This window comes from Ramlibacter sp. JJN2-2R, from assembly GCF_057747835.1.
Genome location: NZ_CM173226.1, coordinates 3,047,376 through 3,069,885, shown reverse-complemented (window position 1 = coordinate 3,069,885; position 22,510 = coordinate 3,047,376). Strand labels below are relative to the sequence as shown.

General features: G+C 70.9%; 16 protein-coding genes. 3 read left to right on the top strand and 13 right to left on the bottom strand.

All coding sequences use genetic code 11. From position 1 onward, the window contains the following. Position 1: 1 nt before the first annotated feature. From AC3ANR_RS14860 to AC3ANR_RS14820, 9 genes are all read right to left on the bottom strand, one after another. A complete protein-coding gene (locus tag AC3ANR_RS14860; protein WP_488288878.1) occupies positions 2-2,710 on the bottom strand; it encodes a PAS domain-containing hybrid sensor histidine kinase/response regulator in 2,709 nt (902 codons plus the stop codon). 111 nt (positions 2,711-2,821) lie between these two features. Further along, positions 2,822-3,613, bottom strand: a complete 792-nt coding sequence (locus tag AC3ANR_RS14855; protein WP_488288877.1) for an SDR family NAD(P)-dependent oxidoreductase — start codon at positions 3,611-3,613, stop codon at positions 2,822-2,824. Continuing rightward, on the bottom strand, positions 3,610-4,242 hold the full coding sequence (locus AC3ANR_RS14850; protein ID WP_488288876.1) for a 2-dehydro-3-deoxy-6-phosphogalactonate aldolase: 633 nt from the start codon (positions 4,240-4,242) through the stop codon (positions 3,610-3,612). Before AC3ANR_RS14850 ends, AC3ANR_RS14855 begins: the two co-directional genes overlap by 4 nt. After that, positions 4,239-5,147 (bottom strand): 2-dehydro-3-deoxygalactonokinase, encoded by a 909-nt coding sequence (locus tag AC3ANR_RS14845; protein WP_488288875.1) that lies wholly within the window; start codon positions 5,145-5,147, stop codon positions 4,239-4,241. The genes AC3ANR_RS14850 and AC3ANR_RS14845 overlap by 4 nt, the downstream gene beginning before the upstream one ends. A gap of 178 nt (positions 5,148-5,325) precedes the next feature. Further along, a complete protein-coding gene (locus AC3ANR_RS14840) occupies positions 5,326-7,068 on the bottom strand; it encodes an IlvD/Edd family dehydratase (RefSeq protein WP_488288874.1) in 1,743 nt (580 codons plus the stop codon). A 55-nt stretch (positions 7,069-7,123) separates the two neighbouring features. Continuing rightward, positions 7,124-7,996, bottom strand: coding sequence for a carbohydrate ABC transporter permease (locus AC3ANR_RS14835; protein WP_488288873.1), 873 nt, complete (start codon positions 7,994-7,996; stop codon positions 7,124-7,126). Then, positions 7,993-8,892 (bottom strand): carbohydrate ABC transporter permease, encoded by a 900-nt coding sequence (locus tag AC3ANR_RS14830; RefSeq protein ID WP_488288872.1) that lies wholly within the window; start codon positions 8,890-8,892, stop codon positions 7,993-7,995. The genes AC3ANR_RS14835 and AC3ANR_RS14830 overlap by 4 nt, the downstream gene beginning before the upstream one ends. Positions 8,893-8,904: 12 nt before the next feature. Beyond that, positions 8,905-10,218, bottom strand: coding sequence for an ABC transporter substrate-binding protein (locus tag AC3ANR_RS14825; protein ID WP_488288871.1), 1,314 nt, complete (start codon positions 10,216-10,218; stop codon positions 8,905-8,907). A gap of 55 nt (positions 10,219-10,273) precedes the next feature. Beyond that, a complete protein-coding gene (locus AC3ANR_RS14820) occupies positions 10,274-11,353 on the bottom strand; it encodes an ABC transporter ATP-binding protein (RefSeq protein WP_488288870.1) in 1,080 nt (359 codons plus the stop codon). A 265-nt stretch (positions 11,354-11,618) separates the two neighbouring features. Between AC3ANR_RS14820 and AC3ANR_RS14815 the strand changes: the two genes are divergently transcribed. Then, the gene (locus tag AC3ANR_RS14815; protein WP_488288869.1) at positions 11,619-12,398 is read left to right on the top strand and encodes a transglutaminase-like domain-containing protein; all 780 of its coding nucleotides are present in this window, start codon (positions 11,619-11,621) and stop codon (positions 12,396-12,398) included. Between the two features lie 12 nt (positions 12,399-12,410). On the opposite strand, the gene AC3ANR_RS14810 is transcribed toward AC3ANR_RS14815, so the two are convergent. Further along, positions 12,411-13,067: a Rossmann-fold NAD(P)-binding domain-containing protein gene (locus AC3ANR_RS14810; protein ID WP_488288868.1), complete on the bottom strand. Its 657-nt coding sequence runs from the start codon at positions 13,065-13,067 to the stop codon at positions 12,411-12,413. Between the two features lie 71 nt (positions 13,068-13,138). Beyond that, entirely contained in the window at positions 13,139-14,893 is a 1,755-nt protein-coding gene (locus AC3ANR_RS14805) for a DEAD/DEAH box helicase (RefSeq protein ID WP_488288867.1), read from the bottom strand. A gap of 224 nt (positions 14,894-15,117) precedes the next feature. Here AC3ANR_RS14805 and AC3ANR_RS14800 point away from each other — a divergent pair, with 224 nt between their 5' ends. Next, entirely contained in the window at positions 15,118-17,298 is a 2,181-nt protein-coding gene (locus AC3ANR_RS14800; protein ID WP_488288866.1) for a DUF1631 family protein, read from the top strand. 21 nt (positions 17,299-17,319) lie between these two features. Here the strand turns inward: AC3ANR_RS14800 and AC3ANR_RS14795 are convergent, their stop codons facing one another. Further along, complete coding sequence (locus AC3ANR_RS14795) at positions 17,320-19,227, bottom strand: potassium transporter Kup (protein ID WP_488288865.1); 1,908 nt, start codon at positions 19,225-19,227, stop codon at positions 17,320-17,322. 198 nt (positions 19,228-19,425) lie between these two features. Between AC3ANR_RS14795 and ettA the strand changes: the two genes are divergently transcribed. Next, positions 19,426-21,093: an energy-dependent translational throttle protein EttA gene (gene ettA, locus AC3ANR_RS14790; protein ID WP_488288864.1), complete on the top strand. Its 1,668-nt coding sequence runs from the start codon at positions 19,426-19,428 to the stop codon at positions 21,091-21,093. Between the two features lie 45 nt (positions 21,094-21,138). On the opposite strand, the gene AC3ANR_RS14785 is transcribed toward ettA, so the two are convergent. Beyond that, the gene (locus tag AC3ANR_RS14785; RefSeq protein WP_488288863.1) at positions 21,139-22,503 is read right to left on the bottom strand and encodes a TAXI family TRAP transporter solute-binding subunit; all 1,365 of its coding nucleotides are present in this window, start codon (positions 22,501-22,503) and stop codon (positions 21,139-21,141) included. Positions 22,504-22,510 lie beyond the last annotated feature (7 nt).

Genomic DNA, 22,510 nt, shown 5'->3' with positions numbered 1-22,510 from the left:
TTCAGCCGCCGGCGCTGACCACCGCCAGCAGCCGCCCGATGTCGGGCGGCTTGGCCAGGTGGTCGTCGAAGCCGGCGGCCACCGAGCGCCGGCGGTCTTCCGGCTGCGCATAGCCGCTCAGCGCCACCAGGCGCGTGCGCGCCAGGCGCGGCTCCGCGCGCAGCGCCCGCGCCAGCGCGAAGCCATCCATGTCGGGCAGGCCGATGTCGCACAGCACGACGTCGGGCACGGTCTCGCGCGCCCGCGCCAGCCCCGAGCTGGCATCGGACGCCACGCTGGCCGAATGGCCTTCGAGCGCCAGCAGTTCGGCCAGGGTCTGCGCGGCATCGTGGTTGTCCTCGATGATCAGGATGCGGCGGCCGCTGCCCGCCGGGACGGGGGCTTCGCCGCCGGGCGGTGGCGCCGGCGCATCGGCCAGCGGCAGCCGCACCACGAACTCCGCACCCAGGCCGTAGCCGTCGCTGCGGCCGGCCACGCTGCCCCCGTGCATCTCGACCAGGCCGCGCACCAGCGGCAGGCCCAGGCCGAGGCCGCCCCGGGTGCGCGCGAGCGTCTGCTCGCCCTGCACGAACGGCTCGAACATGCCGTCCACGTCCTCGGGGGCCATGCCGGCCCCGCTGTCGAGAACGGACAGGACGGCCTGGCCGTCGCCGCTGCCCAGCGCGAGCCGGATGGTTCCGTGCGCCGGGGTGAACTTCATCGCGTTGTGCAACAGGTTGCCCAGCACCTGGCTGATGCGCGTCTCGTCGGCGTCGACCCACACCGCCGCCTCGCCCAGGTCCAGCAGCAGGGCGATGCCGGCGTCGGCCAGCTGCGACTGGGCGTCGGCGCCCGACTTGCGAGCCAGCTCGCGCAGGTCGATGGTGCGCCGCTGCAGCTCGATCTTGCCGCGCGAGATGCGCGTCATGTCCAGCAGGTCGTCCACCAGCCGGGCGAGGTGGTCCGACTGGCGGCGGATCACCTCGATCGAGCGGGTGGCCACCAGGCTGCCGGCGGGGGCGCGCTCGAGCAGGTGCAGCCCGTTGCGGATCGGTGCCAGCGGGTTGCGCAGCTCGTGCGACAGCACGGCGAGGAATTCGCTCTTGCGCCGGTCGGACTCGCGCAGTGCTTCCTCGCTGCGCTTGCGCTCGGAGATGTCGACCGACGCGCCCACCAGCCCGATGACGCGGCCGTCGTTGTCGCGCAGCGGGGCCTTGTTCGACAGCCACAGCACCGGAGTGCCGTCGGGCAGGCGGACTTCCTCCTCGATCTGCTCCGCGTGGCCGCTGTCCATGATGCGGCGGTCGTTGGCCATCACGGCTTCGGCCTGCGCCTTGTCCTCGAGGTTCTCCAGGTCGGTCTTTCCGAGGAACTGCTCCGGCGGCTTGCCGATCAATTCGGCGGCGCCGCGGTTGGCCAGCAGCATGCGGCCGTCCAGGTCCTTGGCGTAGACCACGCCGGGGACGGCCTCGATGATGGTGCGCACCAGGGCATGGGCGTGGTCGCGCTCGGCTTCGACGCGGCGGCGCGCCTCGATGTCCAGCAGCACGCCCGGAAAGCGCAGTTGGCCGTTCTCGTCGCGCTCGACGTGGCCGTTGGCCTCGATCCAGCGGAACACGCCGTCCAGCTGGCGCACGCGGTATTCGCAGCGGTAACGGCCGCCGCGCGCCAGCGCCTCGGCGATGGCATCGCTCACCCGCGGCTGGTCCTCGGGGTGGATCGACGCCATCACCTGTTCGAGCGGCAGGCCGGTGCGGCACAGGTCCGCGTCCAGCCCGAACGAGCGGGCAAAGCGGGCGTCGGCCAGGAAGCGGTCGGCCGTCACCTCCCACACCCAGGTGCCGACGATGGCGCCGGCCTCCAGCGCGAGCTGCACCCGCTCGGCCGACAGCGCCGCCACCTCGACCAGCCGCCGGCGCTCGGTGATGTCGCGCCAGAACACCGCCAGGCCCTCGCGGGATGGAGTGGCCCGGGCCTCGTACCAGGTCGCCGGCCGGTCCGGCCACGCATACTGGAACTCCAGGCTGCGCGGCCTGCCGTCGGCCATGCATTGCTTGTACATGCGCCCGAGCGGGGCGTCCTCGGTGCCGGGAAACAGCTCCCAGTGGGTGCGCCCGATCATCTGCTCGCGACGGCCGTCGACCATCCGCACGCCGGGATCGTTCATCTCCAGCAGCCGGAAATCAGTGTCGAGCAGGGCGAACCCCTCGTCCATGTTGTCCAGCACCCCGCGCAGCCGTGCCTCGCTGTCGCGGACCCGGCGCTGGGCCAGCACCTGTTCGGTGGTTTCCGTGCAGGCGCAGAACAGGCCACTGACGGCGCCGGTGTCGTCGCGCACGGGGGAGTAGGAGAACGAGAAGTAGGTCTCCTCGACGAAGCCGCGCCGCTGCATGACCAGCTTCATGTCGTCACGGTAGACCGACTCGCCGCGGAACACCTGGTCGACCAGCGGGCCGACGTCGTCGCGGATGTCGAACCAGACCTCCAGCATGTCGCGCCCGAGGGCCAGCGGGTGCTTGCCGGCCAGCACTTCCGCGTACTGCTGGTTGTAGACCAGCGTGCGGCTCGGGCCCCAGGCCACGAACATCGGCTGGTTGGCACCGAGCATGACGCTCACCAGCGTCTTGAGGGCCTCGGGCCAGGCGGAGGGCCGGCCGATCGGGGTCGCACCCCAGTCGTGCCCTCGCAGCAGCGCGCCGGTGGGGCCGCCGCCTTCCAGAAAAGCTTGCATCGGTTGGATCGGGACTTCGAGCAGGGGAACGCCGGGGGAAGGCCCGATTGTCCCAGCAATGGCCGCCGCGGTGAGCTCATCCGTGAGGCGCGGCGTCGGGCGGCGAGGCCCCTACGACACCGGCACGGTGTAGTTCAGCGTCATCCGCCCGCCGTCCACGACCACGATCTCGCCGGTGACGTAGCTGGCGGCGTCGCTGGCGAGCCAGGCCACCGCGTCGGCGATCTCGGACGGCTCGCCCAGACGTTTCATCGGCGTGCGGCTCATGATGCGCCGGCGCGCCTCGTCGCTCGTGAGAACGGCCTTGGCCGCCAGTTCGGTGGCGATGGTGCCCGGTGCCACCGCGTTGACGCGGATGCCCTTGTCCGCCAGCGCCAGCGCCATCACGCGCGTGAGCTGGTTGATGCCGCCCTTGCTGACGTTGTAGCTGGCGATGGTCGGGATCGCGAGCACGGCGTTCACCGAGCTCATGTTGACGATGGCGCCGCGGCCGGCGGCGGCCATCTCCCGCGCGACGGCCTGGCCGACCAGGAACGAGCCCTTGAGGTTGACCCGCAGCACGGCGTCGAAGTCCGCCTCGGTGATGTCGAGGAAGTCGGCCGCCTTGAAGATGCCGGCATTGTTCACGAGCACGTCGATGCGCCCGTAGGTGAGCATGGTCTTGGCCACCAGCGTGTCGACCTGCATCTTGTCGCCCACGTCGCACGGCACGAACAGCCCGCCCAGTTCGTCGGCCAGCGCCTGGCCGCGCTCCACCGCCAGGTCGGCGATGACGGGCACCGCCCCGTCCTGCGCGAAGCGGCGGGCACAGGCTTCGCCGATGCCCTGCGAGCCGCCGGTGACGACGCAGATGCGGCCGCGCAGGCCGAACGAAATGGCGGAAGGTGTCGGTGTCGCGCTCATGCGCGCATCGTACCGGCCCATGCATCGGCGAACGCGCGCGCCTTGGCCGCGAGCTCGTCGATGGGCATGCCCGGGCGGTAGAGCGCCGAGCCGATGCCGAAGCCGCTGGCGCCGGCGGCGAAGTAGGGCGCCAGGTTGTCCGGCGTGATGCCACCCACCGGCAGCAGCAGCGCCTGCGGCGGCAGCACCGCGCGCAGGGCCTTGACCACGGGCGGACCCATCATCTCGGCCGGGAACAGCTTCAGGGCGCTGGCCCCGGCTTCCAGCGCGGCGAACGCTTCGGTCGGGGTGGCGACGCCGGGCAGGGCCGCCAGGCCGAGCTCGCGCGCCTCCAGCACCACCTCCGGATGGAAGTTCGGCGCCACGACCAGCCGGCCGCCGGCCGACTGCACGGGCCCGACGTCGGCCCGCCGCAGCACGGTGCCGGCGCCGATCCAGGCCTGCGGGAAGGCGTGCGCCAGCGCGGCGATGCTGTCCAGCGGCTGCGGCGAGTTGAGCGGCACCTCCAGGACGCGAAAGCCCGCGTCGACCAGCACGCGCCCGGCTGGCACGGCCTCCGCGGGCGTGATGCCGCGCAGGATGGCGACGAGCGGGCAGGCCGCCAGGGCGCCCTCGAAGGTGGAGATCATCGTTGCGACTCCAGCGTGTTGGCCAGGATCCAGAGGCCGCGCCAGGTGGCCAGCGCGCCCAGCGGCGAGGCGCTCAGGCCGAACACGCGCAGGGCCAGGGCATAGCGCGTGGTGAGCGCTTCGCTGCCCACCAGCACCGGGTGGACGGCGGAGTTCTCGAGCGTCTGCGCGCGCAGCTCCTCGCCGATCACCAGGCCGGACAGGTAGCTGGGCAGCGCCTCGGGCGTCAGCTGCGAGAAGAGGGCCAGCGTGCGCGCGCTGAACGCGCCGTGCAGCAGCGAGCCGGCCCGGCGCGCCTGCTGCACGCCGCGCAGGAACGCGATCTCGTCCAGCGGGCCGTCGTCCTCGGGCATGGTGCGCCCGAGGATGGTGTGCCGCCGCAGCGCGTCGTAGACCTCGCCGGTCATGAAGGTCGTGAAGCGCGCGATGCGGCCCTGGCGCACCTGCACCCACTTGCTGTGCGTGCCGGGCAGCACGAAGGTGCCTTCGTCCAGGCCGAGCAGCGACATCGCGCCCAGCACCTGCACTTCCTCGCCGCGCATCACGTCGGGCACGCCGGCGTGGTGGGTGAGCAGGCCCGGCACGATGCCCAGCCGCAGGCCGCCGGGCACGTCCGGGACCCATGCCACGCACTCGGCCAGCGAGGCCCCGTCCGCGGGACAGCGGCAGTACGGCGCCTCCAGCCAGCCCTGCCGGCTGCCGACCATGCCGCTGGCCAGGCACAGCGTTCCCGGCGCAAGCCGCCACTTCGAGACGGTGGCGGCGAACACCTGCGGGAACTGCCCCGGCGGCACATGGAGGATGCCGTGGTGGGCGTGGTGCTCCTTGAGCACCTGGCCGTCCGGCCCGAGCCGCGCGGCGCGCAGGGCCGAGGTGCCCCAGTCGAGCGCGACGAAGTCCTTCACGGCAGGGGCCTCCGCGCCTCGGCGGGCCGGCCGGGGGCGGTGGTGTCGGGCGCGTCGGGCTGGTGCTGCATCTGGCTGCGTGGTGGCGGGAGCGACCCGTCCGCCGGGCCGCCCCGAGTCGATTGAACGCCGCCGCCGCGGGCCGGGTCAAGCCCGGCACGGCGCCGGGCGCGCGGCGTCAGTGGTTGTCGCGCGGCACGAACGAGCCGCGCTGGCCGGTGAGGAAGTCCAGGTCGGCGCCCTCGTCGGCCTGCAGCACGTGGTCGATGTACAGCTTCCAGTAGCCGCTCTTGAGCGGCGGCTCGGGCGCCTTCCACTGCGCCATCCGGGCGGTGAGTTCGGCATCGCTGATGTCGAGGTGGATGCGGCGCGCCGCGACGTCCAGCTCGATGAAGTCGCCGGTGCGCACCGCCGCCAGCGGCCCGCCGGCGGCCGCTTCGGGCGTGGTGTGCAGCACGACGGTGCCGTAGGCCGTGCCGCTCATGCGCGCGTCGCTGATGCGGACCATGTCGGTGATGCCCTTGCGCAGCACCTTGGGCGGCAGCGGCATGTTGCCTACCTCGGCCATGCCGGGGTAGCCCTTGGGGCCGCAGTTGCGCAGCACCATGACGCAGGTCTCGTCGATGTCGAGCGACTCGTCGTTGATGCGGGTGTGGAAGTCCTCGATGTCCTCGAACACGACGGCCCGCCCGCGGTGCTTCAGCAGGCCCGGGGTGGCCGCCGACGGCTTGATGACCGCGCCGCGCGGGGCGATGTTGCCGCGCAGGATGGCGATGCCGGCGTGGTCCTTGAACGGGCGCTCCAGCGGCTGGATCACCTCGGTGTTGTAGTTCACCGCGTCCTGGATGTTCTCGCCCACCGTCTTGCCGTTGGCCGTGACGGCGTCCAGGTGCAGGTGCGGCGCGATCTCCTTCATCAGCGCCGGCAGGCCGCCCGCGTAGCAGAAGTCCTCCATCAGGTGCTTGCCCGACGGCTGCAGGTTCAGCAGGCAGGGCATCTCGCTGCCCAGGCGCTCGAAGTCGTCGATGGTGAGCTTCACGCCCAGGCGGCCGGCGATGGCCACGAGGTGGATCACCGCGTTGGTCGAGCCGCCGATGGCCGCCAGCGTCTTGATGGCGTTCTCGAACGCCTGGCGCGTGAGGATGGCGGAGAGCTTCACGTCCTCGTGCACCATCTCGACGATGCGCCGGCCGGCCATGCGGGCGAGCACGTTGCGGCGGCCGTCGACGGCGGGGTAGGCGGCATTGCCGGGCAGGCCCAGGCCCAGCGCCTCGACCATGCTGGCCATCGTGGACGCGGTGCCCATCGTCATGCAGTGGCCGTGGCTGCGGTGCATGCAGCTCTCGGCCTCGAAGAAGTCCTGCAGCTTGAGCGTGCCGGCGCGCACCTGCTCGCTCATGCTCCACACGCCGGTGCCCGAGCCCAGCTCCTGGCCGCGCCACTTGCCGTTGAGCATGGGGCCGCCCGACACGCCGATGGTGGGCAGGTCGACGCTGGAGGCGCCCATCACCAGCGAGGGCGTGGTCTTGTCGCAGCCCATGAGCAGCACGACGCCGTCGACCGGGTTGCCGCGGATCGACTCCTCGACGTCCATGCTGGCCAGGTTGCGGTACAGCATGGCGGTGGGCCGCAGCAGCGTCTCGCCCAGCGACATCACCGGGAACTCGAGCGGGAAGCCGCCGGCCTCGTAGACGCCGATCTTGACCTGCTCGGCCAGCGTGCGGAAATGCGAGTTGCAGGGCGTCAGCTCGCTGAAGGTGTTGCAGATGCCGATGACCGGGCGGCCGTCGAACTGGTCGTGGGGCACGCCCTTGCCCTTGACCCAGCTGCGGTAGGCGAAGCCGTCGCGGTCCTGGCGGCCGAACCACTGCTGGCTGCGGAGGTCCTCGGGTTTCTTCTTCCGGGTGGGGGAATTGCTCATGGAAGGTCCTGCTGGAGATGGGGGAAGGAGGGCCGGCGGCTCGCGCCGCGGCGGCTCACTCCTTGACGGCGCCGGTGAGGCCGGAGACGTAGTACTCGACGAAGAACGAATAGATGATGGCCACCGGCAACGAGCCGAGCAGCGCCCCGGCCATCAGGGCGCCCCAATGGTAAACGTCGCCCTCGACCAGCTCGGTGACGACGCCCACCGGCACCGTCTTGACCTCGGAGGAGGACACGAAGGTGAGCGCGTAGATGAACTCGTTCCACGACAGCGTGAACGCGAAGATGCCGGCCGAGATGAGACCCGGCACCGACAGCGGCAGCACGATCTTCCACAGGATCTGCAGGCGCGTGGCGCCGTCGATGAGGGCGCATTCCTCCAGCTCGAAGGGGATCGAGCGGAAGTACCCCATCAGCAGCCAGGTGGCGAACGGGATCAGGAAGGTCGGGTAGGTGAGGATCAGCGCCCACTTGGTGTCGAACAGCCCGAGCTGGAACACGATGGTGGCCAGCGGGATGAACAGGATGGAAGGCGGCACCAGGTAGGCCAGGAAGATCGACAGGCCGATCTGCTTGGAGCCGCGAAAGCGCAGCCGCTCGATGGCGTAGGCCGCCATCACCGAGGCGAGCAGCGACACGAACGTGGACACCACCGAGACGACCACCGTGTTCCAGAGCCACTCGGGGTAGGACGTGTGGAACAGCAGCTTCTCGAAGTGAGCCAGCGTCGGCCCCACCACCCAGAACGGGTTGCCCTGGCGCGAGAGCAGCTCGTTGTCCGGCTTCACCGCGGTGATCGCCATCCAGTAGAACGGGAACAGCAGCACGAACACGAACACCGCCAGCGGCACGTAGATGGTGACCACGCGCCGCGGCAGCGACGTCAGGTAATGGAGCCCCTGGCTCTCGTTGTCGCTGCTCTTCATTGGTCGCCGCCTTGCTGCCAGGCCCGGCGCTGCAGGCCGAAATAGCTGAACAGGATGGCCGCCAGCAGGAACGGCACCATCGCCACCGCGATCGCCGCGCCTTCGCCGAGCGCTCCGCCGGGGATGGCGCGCTGGAACGACAGCGTGGCCATCAGGTGGGTCGCGTTGAGCGGGCCGCCGCGCGTGAGCACGTAGATCAGCTGGAAGTCGGTGAAGGTGAACAGCACCGAGAACGTCATCACCACCGCGATGATGGGAGTCAGCAGCGGCAGCGTGATGTACCGGAAGCGCTGCCAGCCGGTGGCGCCGTCGATGGCGCCGGCCTCGTACAGCGACGGCGAGATCGTCTGCAGGCCCGCCAGCAGCGTGATGGCCACGAACGGCACGCCGCGCCAGATGTTGGCCACGATGGTGGACAGGCGCGCGTTCCAGGGATCGCCCAGGAAGTCGATGTAGCGGTCGATCAGGCCCATCTTCACCAGCACCCAGCTGATGATGGAGAACTGCGAGTCGTAGATCCACCAGAAGGCGATCGCCGACAGCGCCGTGGGCACGATGTACGGCAGCAGGATGACCGTGCGGAAGAAGGTCTTGAACGGGATGCGCTCGTTCAGCAGGATGGCCAGCCACAGGCCCAGCGCGAACTTCACCACGCTGGCCACGGCCGTGTAGAACAGCGTGTTGAACAGGGCCAGGCGGGTGACCTGGTCACCCCACAGGAACGCGTAGTTGCCCAACCCGATCCACTCGCCGCCGCGGCCGATCTTGGTGTCGGTGAAACCCAGCCAGACCCCCAGGCCCAGCGGGTACGTCAGGAAAAGCAGCAGCAAGACCCCCGCGGGCAGCATGAATGCCAGCCCGAGGAGGTTGCGGCTGTTCTGCAGTCGTCGCAGCACGCGGGTGCGCCGTCAGACCTTGTAGTAGCGCTCGGCGCGCTGCTGGGCGCGCTGCATCGCTTCCTTGGGCGACTTGGAGCCGCTGATCGCCTCGGCCACCATGTTGACCATGATGAAGTCGGCGCCGGCGCCCGCCGATGCGTAGCCGAGCTTGCCGGCGTAGCCCGCGGGACGCATGTTCTTCACGGCGTCGCGGTACGGCGTGTTCTTCGGGTCGGCCGTCCACACCGGGATCTTGGTGTACGCGTCCAGCGGGGGCGCCACGTAGCCGGCCGCACCGGTGAGCCAGGGCTCGAACTGCTCCTTCTCCATCATGAAGCGCAGGAACTCCTTGGCCGCCTTCGGGTACTTGGTGTGCCTGAAGGCCATCTGGTTGAAGAACAGGTGCGACTCGGTCGGCTGGCCGACCGGCCCGACCGGGAAGGTCGCGTGCTGGATGTCGCCGGCCATCTCCTTGAGCTTGGGATCCTGGGAGTTCTTGGCCGCGTAGTAGATCGAGATGCCGTTGTTGGTGACCGAGCACTGGCCGTCCAGGAAGGCCTTGTTGTTGTTCGGGTCCAGCCACGACAGCGTGCCCGGCACGAAGGTGGCGTACAGCTCCTTGCCGTATTCCAGCGCCTTCATCGTCTCGGGGCTGTCGATCACGACCTTGTTGTTCTTGTCCACCAGCATGCCGCCGAAGGCCCAGACCAGCCAGTTGCACCACAGGCCGTCGCCGGTGGCGTTGCCCAGGGCCATGCCGCCGGGGGTGCCCTTGTCCTTCAGGGCCTTGAACATCTTCAGGAAGCCATCGGTGTCCTTCGGGAAGGCGTCGAAGCCGGCGGCCTTCACCTGGCTCTGGCGGTACACCATCATCGAGCCGGCGGCGCCCAGCGGCAGGGCGATCCACTTCTTGCCGTCCGGCCGGTTGTAGGCCTGCGCGGCCGGGAACCAGCCGCCGTACTTCTTGCCCAGGTACTCGGCCAGGTCGGTGACGTCGAGCAGCTTGTCGGGGTAGAGGTTGGCGTCGTCGTTGGTGGACAGGATGATGTCCGGGCCGGCGCCGGTGTTGGCGGCCACCGCGGCCTTGGGACGCACGTCCTCCCAGCCCTCGTTGTCCACGCGCACGTCGATGCCGTACTTCTCGGTGAACTTCTTGACGTTGGCCATGTAGGCGTCCTCGTCGCCCTGCACGAAGCGCTTCCAGCGCAGCACGCGCAGCTTGGCGCCCTTTTCCGGCTGGTTGTTCCACTGCGCCGAGGCCACGCCCGGCCACAGCATCGGCACGGACACGGCGGCGGCCCCGGCCGAAGCCTTCTTCAGAAACTTGCGACGGTTGTCGGACATGGTTGTCTCCTTGGTGGGTGGGGAAAGCGCGATCGGTGCCGTGGCCGGCCTGGCCTCAGGCGGCGAGCCGCACGCCGGTGGCGGCGTCGAACAGGTGGGCGCGGGCGGGGTCGGGGCGCAGGCGGATCGTGTCGCCCGGGCGGAACGCATGGCGGTCGCGGAACACGCTGGTGACCTCCACGCCGGCGAGCTTGGTGAACACCTGGGTGTCGGCGCCCGTGGGCTCGACCACCACGACCTCGGTGGGCACGCCCTCGCCGCCGTCCGCCAGTTCCATGTGTTCGGGCCGGGTGCCGTAGACCACGCTGCGGCCGTCCTCGACGGCGGCGGCATGGACCGGCACCGGCAGCGACAGGCCGCCGGCCAGTTCCACCCGCGCCGCGCCGTCCGCGCGGCGCAGCACGCCGGGCAGGAAGTTCATGGCCGGCGAGCCGATGAAGCCGGCGACGAACTGGTTGACCGGGTGGTCGTACAGCTCCAGCGGGCTGCCGGTCTGCTCCACCACGCCGTCGCGCATCACCACGATCTTGTCGGCCATGGTCATGGCCTCGATCTGGTCGTGCGTGACGTACACCGACGTGGTCTTCAGGCGCTGGTGCAGTTCCTTGATCTCGGTGCGCATCTGCACCCGCAGCTTGGCGTCCAGGTTGGACAGCGGCTCGTCGAACAGGAACACCTGCGGGTCGCGCACGATGCAGCGGCCCATGGCCACGCGCTGGCGCTGGCCGCCCGAGAGCTGGCGCGGATAGCGGTCGAGGAGGGCTTCCAGGCCCAGGATCGAGGCCGCCTTGCGCACGCGCTCGTCGGCCACGGCCCGGGGCTGCCTGGCCAGCATCAGGCTGAACGCCATGTTGTCGCGCACGGTCATGTGCGGGTACAGGGCGTAGTTCTGGAACACCATGGCGATGTCCCGTTCCTTGGGCATCATGTCGTTGACCACCCGGCCACCGATGAGGATCTGCCCCCGGCTGATCTCCTCCAGGCCCGCGATCATGCGCAGCAGGGTCGACTTGCCGCAGCCCGACGGGCCCACGAGCACGGCGAACTGGCCGTCCTCGATCTCGATGTCGACGCCGCGGATGATGTGCGCGGTTCCGAAGTACTTCTCGACCCCTTGGATTTGGACGGTTGCCATCGTTCCTGTGGTTGTGAGCGTGCCGCCGGACCTTGTAGCACGCGGTCCGGCGCCGTGCGCCCGGGCATACCCGCAGTCGCGGCCTGTGGCGTGCCTGCCGCATCTTGTCGCGCCGGCATCGTCCAAATGGGTGGGCGCCGCGGACGCGCGCCTAGAATCATTTCGTGTTCGCGCCCGGATGTCCGGCAGTCAAAAGAGGGACTGGGCGCGCACGCAGGGAGGACCCGGCAGCACCGGGTCGGCCAGCTGCCGGAGAAGCGTTCACTTGCCAGAGACATCCACCGATGCGCACCTGCCCGGCCCCGCCGACCACGGGCCGGCGCACTGGCTGGGCGCCACGACGCTGATGGATCTGGAGGATCCGCGCCTGCGCCTGCGGGCCCGTTCGCTGTCGCAGCTTTGCAAGTCCGAGCGCGATAAGGCATTGGCCCTGTACGCGTTCGTCAAGCGGCTGCCGTTCACCAAGCCCATCAAGCTGCACGTGCGCACGGCGCGGGAGGTGCTCGACTTCGGCCGGGGCGACTCGCCGGACAAGGGCACGCTGCTGGTCGCGCTGCTGCGCCTGTGCGGCATTCCCGCCCGACTGCACTGGGTGGAACTGCGCGGCGAGATCATGCGCGGGCTGGTGCCCGCGATGCAAGGCGCCTCGCGCCCGCTCGTCGAAGCCTGGCTGGACGGCGGCTGGGTGGGCACCGACACGTACATCTTCGACGCCGCCTACATGGCCGCGGCGCGCCAGCGCCTGAAGGCGCTGGGCTGGGAGCACGGCTACGGCATCCACCGGGACGGCCACGCGATCTGGGACGGCATCGTCGGCGCCTGGACCAACGGACGACCGCCCGAGCAGGACCCGCTGGTGCTGCGTGACCTGGGCTACACGCACGATGCCGGGGCGTTGCAGACGTCGCACGGCTTTCGCCTCGGGCACCACCGCCTCACGCGCCGCATGCAATGGAACGTGCTGTCGCCCGCGATGGAGCGCGCGATCCGCGAGCTGCGCCAGGGCGGGCCGCTGTCGCCGGCGGCCGAGCGCACGCCGTCCTGAGCGCGGCGGCGCTCAGCGCCCGCTCGCGCCCTGCATCTCCCCCGACGACAGCACCTGCACGCCGCGCGCCTCGGGCACCGCCTGCAGCAGCGCCGCCGCGACGTCGCGCGCCAGGATCGAACGGTAGTTGGCCGGGATGATGGGCCGCAGCACGGTGCTGATGCGCAGGGCCAGCTTCTCGCCGCCGCGCACCGGCTGGCCGAGCGCGGCGCGGTCGCCGGCAAGGAACGACGGGCGGGCCAGCACCACGCCGGTGTAGCCGAGCGAGCCCAGCGCCTCCTCGAGCTCGCCCTTGACGCGGTTGTAGAAGATGGTCGAGCGCGCGTCGGCGCCCATCGCGCTCACGGCCCCCAGCCGCATCGCGCCGGCGGCGCGCGCGGCGCGGGCGACGGCCAGGTTGGCGTCGTGGTCGACCGCGCGGAAGGCCGCCTGGCTGCCCGCCACCTTGATGGTGGTGCCCAGGGCGAGGTAGACCTCGCCGACGGCGGGCAGCGCGGGCAGGGCCGCGAAGTCCACGCGGTGGTGGGTGAGCTTGGGGTGGGCGACGCCGAGGTCGCGGCGTGCCAGGGTGTGCACGGCCGCCACGTCGGGATCGGCCAGCAATCCCGCGAGCAGCTCGCGGCCGACGAGACCGGTCGCGCCGGCGAGCAGGGCAGTGCGGGTGGCCATGGCCGCGATTGTGCGCGGCCGGGCCGGTTTGTCACGTCATGCCCGCCAGGCGGGCACGACGCGCAACGGCTTCAGCTGCCGTACTTGCGTGCGCCGTTGCCGTTGCGGGCGCCGTAGCCCCCGCCACCGCCACCGCGATTGCGGTTGCCGCCACCACCGCCCCCGCCACCGCCACGACGGGCGCCGCCGCCCATGCTGTCGATGCTGGTGCGCATCGGGTCGGGCTGGCCGCCGTTGCCGGTGGCCGGGCGGCGCACGCCGATGGTGTCGCGGCGGCTGGGCAGGTTGGTGCGCAGCGGATCGACGTTGCGCGGCATGCGGTCGTCGTCGCGGTCCTCGCGCTCGTCGAAGCCCTGGTCCGCGCGGACCTGCCGCGGCTGCTGCTGCGGCGGGCGCTGGCCCTGGCCGTTGGCGCCCTGGGCCGGACGCGGGCCGGCCGGCGGCTTGCCGCGGCCCTGGCCGTTGCCGCCGCGCGCATTGCGCGGCTGGCCGTTGCCTCCGTTGCCGGAGCCGGAGCCGGAACCGGCGCCGTCGCGCGCGCCCTTGTTGTCGCGGATGCGCTGCATCATCTCCTGGCGCGCGGCCTTGGCGGCGGCGGCCATCACGTCGCGGCTGGGCGGCTTGCCCGCGCCGCCCCACAGCGTCTGGCGGCCCATGGCGATGGGCTCGGCGCGCTCGCCCGGCTCGGGACCGAAGCCTTCGACCACCTGCGCGGGGATCTGCTGCTTGGTGAAGCGCTCGATCTCCTGCATGAAGCCTTCCTCGTCCAGGCACACCAGGCTCACGGCCTGGCCCTCGCGGCCGGCACGGCCGGTGCGGCCGATGCGGTGCACGTAGTCCTCGGGCACGTTGGGAATCTCGTAGTTCACCACGTGCGGCAGGTCGTCGATGTCGATGCCGCGGGCGGCGATGTCGGTGGCCACCAGGGCGCGGATCTCGCCGCTCTTGAAGCCGGCCAGCGCCTGCGTGCGGGCGCCCTGGCTCTTGTTGCCGTGCAGCGCCATCGCGGTGACGCCGTTCTTGTTCAGGAACTCGGCGACGTTGTTGGCGCCGAACTTGGTGCGCGTGAACACCAGCACCTGGCTCCAGTCGTGCTCCTGGATGATGTGCGCGAGCAGCTGCTTCTTCTTGCCGCGGCCCACCGGGTGAACCACCTGGGTGATGCGCTGCACCGTGGTGTTGCGCGGTGTGACCTGGATGCTACGGGGATCGCGTAACAAAGAGTTGGCAAGGTCACGAATTTCATCGCTGAAGGTGGCCGAGAACAGCAGCGACTGCTTGTCCTTGGGCATCAGCGCCAGGATCTTCTTGACGTCGTGGATGAAGCCCATGTCCAGCATGCGGTCGGCTTCGTCCAGCACGAGGACCTCGACGGTGGAGAGGTCCAGGTGGCCCTGCTGCTGCAGGTCGAGCAGGCGGCCCGGCGTCGCGACGAGGATGTCGACGCCGCTGCGGATGCGGTCGATCTGCGGATTCATCCCCACGCCACCGAAGATGACGGTGGAGGTCAGGGGCAGGTACTTGCCGTAGGTGCGCACGGACTCTTCCACCTGCGCGGCGAGTTCGCGCGTGGGAGTCAGCACCAGGGCCGCGATGCCGTCCTTGCCGAACCTGTTGGTCTTGCTCTGGCCCTTGGAGAGCTTGTGCAGCAGGGGCAGCGTGAATGCGGCGGTCTTGCCGGTGCCGGTCTGTGCGCCGGCGAGCAGGTCATGGCCCTCGAGCACGGCCGGGATGGCCTGTGCCTGGATGGGGGTGGGGGTCTCGTACCCCTGCTCGCGCACCGCCTTGAGGATGGCGGGGGCCAGATTCAGTTCGTCAAAAGTCATGAGCAAAGAAGCGCCTACCTTGGCGCAAGGCATCGGCCCGGCACGGCGCGGTCGCGCCGAGTTCAGTCAGGAGCAGATGAGGTTGGGATCGGGAGGCGTGTTCCGGTGTGGACCGGCGGCTCCCCAGCGAAGCGCTGAGCTCGCAAGACGACTGCAGGCCTGCGAGAAGCCGCATTGTCGCACGCTTCGCAAAGATGAGCCACGCCCACATAATCAGCGCAACCATGGCGAAGTCGCTCAAGCTCAGACTCGGGGTGGCCGACGACCCGGCGGCCCTGCAACCCTCGCTCAACGATTGCCTGTCCACCATGCTGCAGCAGGCTGGCCCGCTGATGGCCGAGGTGCTGCAGGGACTCGTGCGCGGCACCGCCCCCGTCGGCCCGCAGAGCGTGGCGGCCTTCCAGCTCGCCGCCATCAAGTCGGCCGTGCTCGCGCTCGAGCAGGATGCCGCGGCCGTCCAGGCCACCTACATGGCCGAGCTCACCCGGCTGGTCTACGAGGGCGGCGGCAAGGAGCAGGTGCAGACCGAGGTGCTGCGCTACGAGGACCTGCAGCTGTTCGGCGACGCCGAGCTCGACCAGAGCATCGAGGTCGCCCGCGCCCTGCAGGAGGTTTCGTTCGCCGTCGACGACGTGCTGCCCACCCTCGATTCGCTGGTCAGCACGCTCATGGGCTGGCGCACCATCCAGCCCGGCCTGAACCCGATGCGGCCGGAGGTCTTCGTGCGCTCGCTGCAGGCCACGCTGGCCCGCCACGTGCCCGATGCGCATGCCCGCGAGGTCATCATCGCCCCGGCCGGCGGCCTGCTGGGCGTCAACCTGCGGCGCCTGTACCGCGAGCTGGCCGACTGGCTGCAGTCCACCGGCGTCGAGCCCGCGGTGCCGCAGGGCGGCCGGCTGCACCAGGGCGGCGGCGCCACCGGCGCGCCGGCCATCGGCGCGATGGCCAAGACCCTGCTCAACCTCGACCGGCTGCGCAAGCTGCTCGCGGGCGACTTCGACGCGCCGCGCGGCAAGCAGGAGTTCCTGCACACCGTGCCCGCCTCGCTGTCGATGCTGCAGGAGCTCAAGCAGGTCGACGCGCTGGTCAAGCGGCTGGAGCAGCGGCCCAAGCCCACGCCCGCGCCGGCCCCGGTGGACATGCTGGCGCCGGCGGCGGCGCACGAGGCGCCCCCGGCGGCCCGCCTCGGGCACCAGCTGGGCGAGGAGGTGCTGCGCCTGATGTTCGACACGCTGTCGCAGGACGACCGCCTGCTGCCGGCGCTGAAGGCGCAGCTGCGCTCCATCGAGCCGACGGTGCAGAAGCTGGCCGAGCAGGACTCGCGCTTCTTTGCCGACCGCACCCATCCGGCGCGCCAGTTCCTGGACCGCATCACCCAGCGCAGCCTCGCATTCCAGAGCGAGTCGGACGACGGCTGGCGCCGCTTCATGCAGAGCGTGCAGTACGCCACGCACTGGCTCACCACCAGCAAGGTGGTCGATGCCGACACCTTCGGCGAGCTGCTGGACCACCTGCAGTCGGTGTGGACCGGCCACGATTCCACCGTGCGCCAGCGGCGCGAGGAAGCCGCCCGCGCCCTGCTGCACGCGGAGCAGCGCAACCTGCTGGCGCAAAAGCTGGCCCAGGACTTCGAGCAGGCCGGCCAGGGCCTGGAGGTCGCCCCGTTCGTGCTCGACTTCCTGCGCGGCTCGTGGGCGCAGGTGGTGGCCGAGGCGCAGCTGACCTGCACCGACGGCTCGGACGACCCGTTCGGCTACCGGGCGCTGGTCGACGACCTGATCTGGAGCGTGCAGAAGACGACCGCGCAGCGCAATCGCGCGCGGCGGCTGGCGCAGATGGTGCCCGTGCTGCTGGCGCGCCTGCGCGAGGGCCTGGAGCGCATCTCCTACCCGCCCGAGCTGAGCCAGCGGTTCTTCGACAACCTCACCACGCTGCACCAGGCCGCCATGCAGGGCGCCGAGGACACGCAGGCGCAGCGCGCCGCCGAGGCGGTGGAGCAGCAACCGCCGCAGGAGGCCGCCGCCGAACCCTGGCTGGCCGACAGCGAGGTGCAGGAATCGGGCTGGCATTCGGTCATGCCGGAGGACGAACTCGCGGCCCTGATGGAGCCGGCAACGCCGGCCGAGCCGCGCGCCGGCGGCGAACTGCGCACCGGCACCTGGGCCGAGCTGATGGTCGAGGGGCAGTGGACGCGCGTGCAGCTCACCTGGGCCAGCCCGCACGGCACGCTGTTCATGTTCACCGCGCTGGCGGGCACCGCGCACTCGATGTCGCGCCGCACGCTGGACCGGCTGCGCTCGCAGGGGCTGCTGCGCATCATCGCCGAGCGCAACGTGGTCGACGATGCGCTCGACCAGGTGGCCAAGGCGGCGCTGCAGAACAGCCTGGACCGCAAGGCGGACTGACGCCGCGCCCCGCCCGTCAGGTCAGGGGCGGCGGCCGAACTCCACCACCCGGTTCTGCGGCAGGCCGTAGTAGTCCGACGCGCGGCTCGAATTGCGGTGCAGCCAGGCGAACACCGCCTGCCGCGCGCGGCTCATGCCGGGCAGGGCGCCGGTGGCCACCGTCTCGCGCGAGACGAAGTACGAGGTGCTCATCGACTCGATGCCGATGCCCTTCTGGTACGCCAGGATCCGCATCAGCTCGGGAACGTTCGGCTCCTCCATGAAGCCGTGCCGGGCGATGACCCGCCAGCAGCCCGCGCCCAGCTCCTGCGCGCTGATGCGGTGCTTCGCGTCGACCCGCGGCGTGTCGGTGCCCTGCACCTGCAGCACGATGATGCGCTGGTGCAGCACCTGGTTGTGCTTGAGGTTGTGCAGCAGCGCGTGCGGCACGGCCTGCGAATCGGCGGTCAGGAAGACCGCGGTGCCCTGCACGCGGTGCGGCGGCTCGCGCAGCAGCGCTTCGACGAAGGGTTCCAGTTCCACCCGGTCGGCGGCGGCCAGCGCCTGGACCGTGCGGCGCCCGCGCGCCCAGGTGGTGAACAGCCCCAGCACCACCGCCGCCACCACCAGCGGCAGCCAGCCGCCTTCGGCGATCTTCAGGCTGTTGGCCACCAGGAACAGGATGTCGACTGCCAGGAACACGAACGAGCCGATCGCCACCAGCGTGCGGTTCCAGTTCCACAGGCGCCGCGCCACCATGGCGGCCAGCAGCGTGGTGGTCACCATCGTCACCGACACGGCGATGCCGTAGGCCGCCGACAGCGCGCTGGAGCTGCGAAAGCCCAGCACCAGCGCGACCACGCCCACCGCCAGCAGCCAGTTGACGGTCGGCATGTAGATCTGGCCGGCCTCCTGGCCCGAGGTCTGCACGATCTTCAACCGCGGCAGGTAGCCCATCCGGATCGCCTGCGCGGTCAGCGAGTAGGCGCCCGAGATCACGGCCTGCGAGGCGATGACCGTCGCCGCCGCGGCCAGCACCACCATCGGCACCACGCCCCAGGGCGGCAGCAGCCGGAAGAACGGGTTGTCGATGGCCGTCGGGTCGGACAGCACGAGCGCGCCCTGGCCGAAATAGTTGAGCAGCAGGGCCGGCAGCGCGACGAAGAACCAGGCCTGCCGGATCGCCGTCGCGCCGAAGTGCCCCATGTCGGCGTACAGCGCCTCGCCGCCCGTGACGGCGAGGAAGACCGAGCCCAGCACCACGATCGACTGCGTGGGGTGCGAGCCCAGGAAGGCCGCGGCCCAGGTCGGGTCGACCGCGCGCAGCACCTGCGGCTGCGCCGCGATGTGCTGCAGGCCCAGCACGGCCAGCGTGCCGAACCACAGCACCATCACCGGGCCGAACACCTTGCCGACCGCGCCGGTGCCCAGCCGCTGGGGCAGGAACAGGCCCACCAGCACGACCAGCGTGATCGGGATCACGTAGGGCTGGAACACCGGCGTGGCCACGTTCAGTCCCTCCACGGCCGAGAGCACCGAGATGGCGGGCGTGATGAGGCTGTCGCCGTAGAACATGGCGGCCCCGGTCAGGCCCATGGCGCCGACCAGCGCCAGCAGCCAGCCGCGCCCGTCGGTCTGCTCCACCGCGTGGCGGGCCAGCGCCTGCAGCGCCATGATCCCGCCTTCGCCGTCGTGGTCGGCCCGCAGCACGAACACCACGTACTTGAGCGTCACCACCAGCATCAGGGCCCAGAAGATGAGCGAGAGCAGGCCCAGCACGGCGGCGGGCGTGAGCGCCACGCCGTGCTCCGGGTTCAGGCACTCCTTGAATGCGTACAGGGGCGAGGTGCCGATGTCGCCGTAGACCACGCCCAGGGCAGCCAGGGCGATCGCCCCCCTCGCGCCGAGGGTGGGAGCCGCGGGCGAGGCGGTGGGCTGCAGGGTGCTCATGGCAGGCGGGCGGAGCCGGGACGGGCGCCGATTGTGCGCCAACCGGGGCGGCGCGTCCGGCGCCGCGGCAGGCCGGCGCCGCCCCTTGAAGCCGCCGCCGGCGGCCCCACCTCGGCAGGCGGCCCCCAGGCGGGCCGCGGCGCCGGGATCCCGCAACCCGGATAATCCCCCCTTTCCCCGCAGAACAGAACACCGCCAATGGCCCAGTACGTCTACACCATGAACCACGTCGGCAAGACCGTGCCGCCGAAGCGCCAGATCCTCAAGGACATCTCGCTGTCCTTCTTCCCCGGGGCCAAGATCGGCGTGCTGGGCCTGAACGGCTCGGGCAAGTCGACGCTGCTGAAGATCATGGCCGGCCTCGACACCGAGATCGAGGGCGAGGCCACCCCGATGCCGGGGCTGAAGATCGGATACCTGCCGCAGGAGCCGCAGCTGGACCCCGACCAGACCGTGCGCCAGGCCGTCGAGGGCGGCATGGGCGAGGTCACCGCCGCCAAGCAGCGGCTGGAGGAGGTCTACGCCGCCTACGCCGAGCCCGACGCCGACTTCGACAAGCTGTCCGAGGAGCAGGCCAAGCTGGAGGCCATCATCTCGGCCGCCGGCGCCGAGAGCGACACCGAGCACCAGCTGGAGATCGCCGCCGACGCGCTGCGCCTGCCGCCCTGGGACGCCACCATCCGGAACCTGTCGGGCGGCGAGAAGCGCCGCGTGGCGCTGTGCCGCCTGCTGCTGTCCAAGCCCGACATGCTGCTGCTGGACGAGCCCACCAACCACCTGGACGCCGAGTCGGTGGAGTGGCTGGAGCAGTTCCTCGCGCGCTTCCCGGGCACGGTGGTGGGCATCACCCACGACCGCTACTTCCTGGACAACGCCGCCGAGTGGATCCTGGAGCTGGACCGCGGCCGCGGCATCCCCTGGAAGGGCAACTACAGCACCTGGCTGGAGCAGAAGGAAGCGCGCCTGGAGGCCGAGCAGAAGGGCGAGGAAGCCCACGCCAAGGCGATGAAGGCCGAGCTGGAGTGGGTGCGCAAGAACGCCAAGGGCCGCCAGGCCAAGAGCAAGGCGCGCCTGGCCCGCTTCGAGGAGCTGAGCGACGTCGACTACCAGCGGCGCAACGAGACCAACGAAATCTTCATCCCGGTGGCCGAGCGCCTGGGCAACGAAGTGATCGAGTTCGAGAACGTCTCCAAGTCGTTCGGCGACCGCCTGCTGATCGACAACCTGAGCTTCAAGGTGCCCGCGGGCGCCATCGTCGGCATCATCGGCCCCAACGGCGCCGGCAAGTCCACGCTGTTCAAGATGATCGCCGGCCGCGAGCAGCCCGATTCGGGCACGGTGAAGATCGGCAAGACCGTGAAGATGGCGTTCGTGGACCAGAGCCGCGACGCGCTGGCGGCCGACAAGACCGTCTGGGAGGACATCTCCGGCGGCCTGGACATGATCAACGTGGGCAAGTTCCAGATGGCCAGCCGCGCCTACTGCGGCCGCTTCAACTTCAACGGCGGCGACCAGCAGAAGAAGGTCGGCCTGCTGTCGGGCGGCGAGCGCGGCCGGCTGCACCTGGCCAAGACGCTGATGCAGGGCGCCAACGTGCTGCTGCTGGACGAGCCGTCGAACGACCTGGATGTCGAGACGCTGCGCGCGCTGGAAGACGCGCTGCTCGAATACGCCGGCAGCGTGATGGTGATCAGCCACGACCGCTGGTTCCTGGACCGCATCGCCACCCACATCCTGGCCGCCGAAGGCGACAGCCAGTGGGTCTTCTTCGACGGCAACTACCAGGAGTACGAGGCCGACAAGAGGAAGCGCCTGGGCGAGGAGGGCGCCAAGCCCAAGCGCGTGCGCTTCAAGGCGCTCAAGTGAGCTGGCCGGGCCTGCCGGCGCGGCGCCCCGGCGCCCGCGGCGGGCTCAGGCCGGCTGCCCGTCGCCCTCGGCCGGCGCGGCCGCCAGGCGCAGGCGCACCAGGTTGATGTTGCTGCGTAGGGCGTACAGCTCGTCCGCATAGGACAGCGGCACGTTCACGCGCGCCACGCGCTGCTCCAGCGCGTCGAGCTCGTGCACCAGCTCGGGCACGCTGTCGGGCTCCTGCGCGCGGCGCTCCTCGATCGCGCGCAGCTGCGCGTACCAGCGGAACACGCGCGAGCGGATGCGGAACGTGTACAGCGGCGGCACGATGCGCGACAGCGGCAGCAGCACCGCGATGATGATGCCCAGCGCCAGCCACATGCGCTCGACCAGGTTGGCCAGCCAGAACGGCAGGTAGCGCTGCAGGAACGGCATGCCGCCCTGGATGGCGCGCTCGGCCTCGCGCGAGATCGGGTACTGGCTCTGCTCGATGGTGGGGAAGGCGCGCGCCCGGTTGAACCAGCCCGCGGGGCTGTGGATGGTGCGGGCGGCCTGCGCGAACAGCTGCACCAGCGCCGGGTGCGTCTGGTCGCGCGTGAGCAGCGCGGTGGTGGTGGCCACCAGGCGCACGTCCTGCGGCGGCAGGTCGCGGGCCAGGTCGACGATGCCGCGCGGCAGCACCGCCGGCGACAGGAAGGCGAACCGGCGCGAGTAGGCCTCGTTCTGCGTGAAGTCCATCAGCTTGACGCCCGGCGTCTGCAGCAGCATCTGCACCATCAGCGACTCGGGGGCGGACGCGAACACGATGGCATCGATGCCGCCTTCGAGGAAGGACGCGGTGGCGGGCGTCTCCTCCAGCTGCGACAGCGTCATGCTCGCCGGCTCGATGTGGTTGGCCTCGAACAGCTGGCGCATCAGCCGCGGCACGCCGCTGCCGCGCCCGCCGGTGTTGACGCGCAGGCCGGCCAGGTCGGTCAGCCCGCGCAGGGTCGCGTCGGGCGACTTCTTCCTGGCCGCGTCCTCCCGGTAGAACAGCCACACCGGCTCGACGAACAGGCTGCCCAGCGACTGCAGCCCCTGGATGCGGGCGGCGACCTCCGCCTCGGAGCGGCCCGAGGTCGTGCCGCCCTGCACGAAGGCCAGGTCGGCCTTGCCCTCGCGCAGCAGGCGCTCGTTGGCGATCGAGCCCGCGCTGGGCACCAGCTCGACGTGGATGCCGTAGCGGGCCAGCTCGGCCTGGTAGCGCTTGCCGAATTCGTCGTAGGCGCTCTGCGCCGGGCCCGTGGCCAGCCGCACCCGCTTGGGCGGGTTGGGGTCGAGCCAGAGATAGGCGAGCACCAGCAGCGCAACCGCCAGCACGGCGAGCGGGCCGGCGGAGATCAGCAGGTCGCGCACCGACAGCACGGTGTAGCGGATGGCCTGGGTCATCTTCATC

Bases quoted from the DNA above. Each gene is read 5' to 3' on its own strand.
- AC3ANR_RS14800 (WP_488288866.1), top strand. From the start codon at position 15,118: ATGGCGAAGTCGCTCAAGCTCAGACTCGGGGTGGCCGACGACCCGGCG.
- ettA (WP_488288864.1), top strand. From the start codon at position 19,426: ATGGCCCAGTACGTCTACACCATGAACCACGTCGGCAAGACCGTGCCG.
- AC3ANR_RS14810 (WP_488288868.1), bottom strand. From the start codon at position 13,067: ATGGCCACCCGCACTGCCCTGCTCGCCGGCGCGACCGGTCTCGTCGGC.
- AC3ANR_RS14850 (WP_488288876.1), bottom strand. From the start codon at position 4,242: ATGATCTCCACCTTCGAGGGCGCCCTGGCGGCCTGCCCGCTCGTCGCC.
- AC3ANR_RS14840 (WP_488288874.1), bottom strand. From the start codon at position 7,068: ATGAGCAATTCCCCCACCCGGAAGAAGAAACCCGAGGACCTCCGCAGC.
- AC3ANR_RS14860 (WP_488288878.1), bottom strand. From the start codon at position 2,710: ATGCAAGCTTTTCTGGAAGGCGGCGGCCCCACCGGCGCGCTGCTGCGA.
- AC3ANR_RS14795 (WP_488288865.1), bottom strand. From the start codon at position 19,227: ATGAGCACCCTGCAGCCCACCGCCTCGCCCGCGGCTCCCACCCTCGGC.
- AC3ANR_RS14820 (WP_488288870.1), bottom strand. From the start codon at position 11,353: ATGGCAACCGTCCAAATCCAAGGGGTCGAGAAGTACTTCGGAACCGCG.
- AC3ANR_RS14855 (WP_488288877.1), bottom strand. From the start codon at position 3,613: ATGAGCGCGACACCGACACCTTCCGCCATTTCGTTCGGCCTGCGCGGC.
- AC3ANR_RS14835 (WP_488288873.1), bottom strand. From the start codon at position 7,996: ATGAAGAGCAGCGACAACGAGAGCCAGGGGCTCCATTACCTGACGTCG.
- AC3ANR_RS14825 (WP_488288871.1), bottom strand. From the start codon at position 10,218: ATGTCCGACAACCGTCGCAAGTTTCTGAAGAAGGCTTCGGCCGGGGCC.
- AC3ANR_RS14785 (WP_488288863.1), bottom strand. From the start codon at position 22,503: ATGACCCAGGCCATCCGCTACACCGTGCTGTCGGTGCGCGACCTGCTG.
- AC3ANR_RS14805 (WP_488288867.1), bottom strand. From the start codon at position 14,893: ATGACTTTTGACGAACTGAATCTGGCCCCCGCCATCCTCAAGGCGGTG.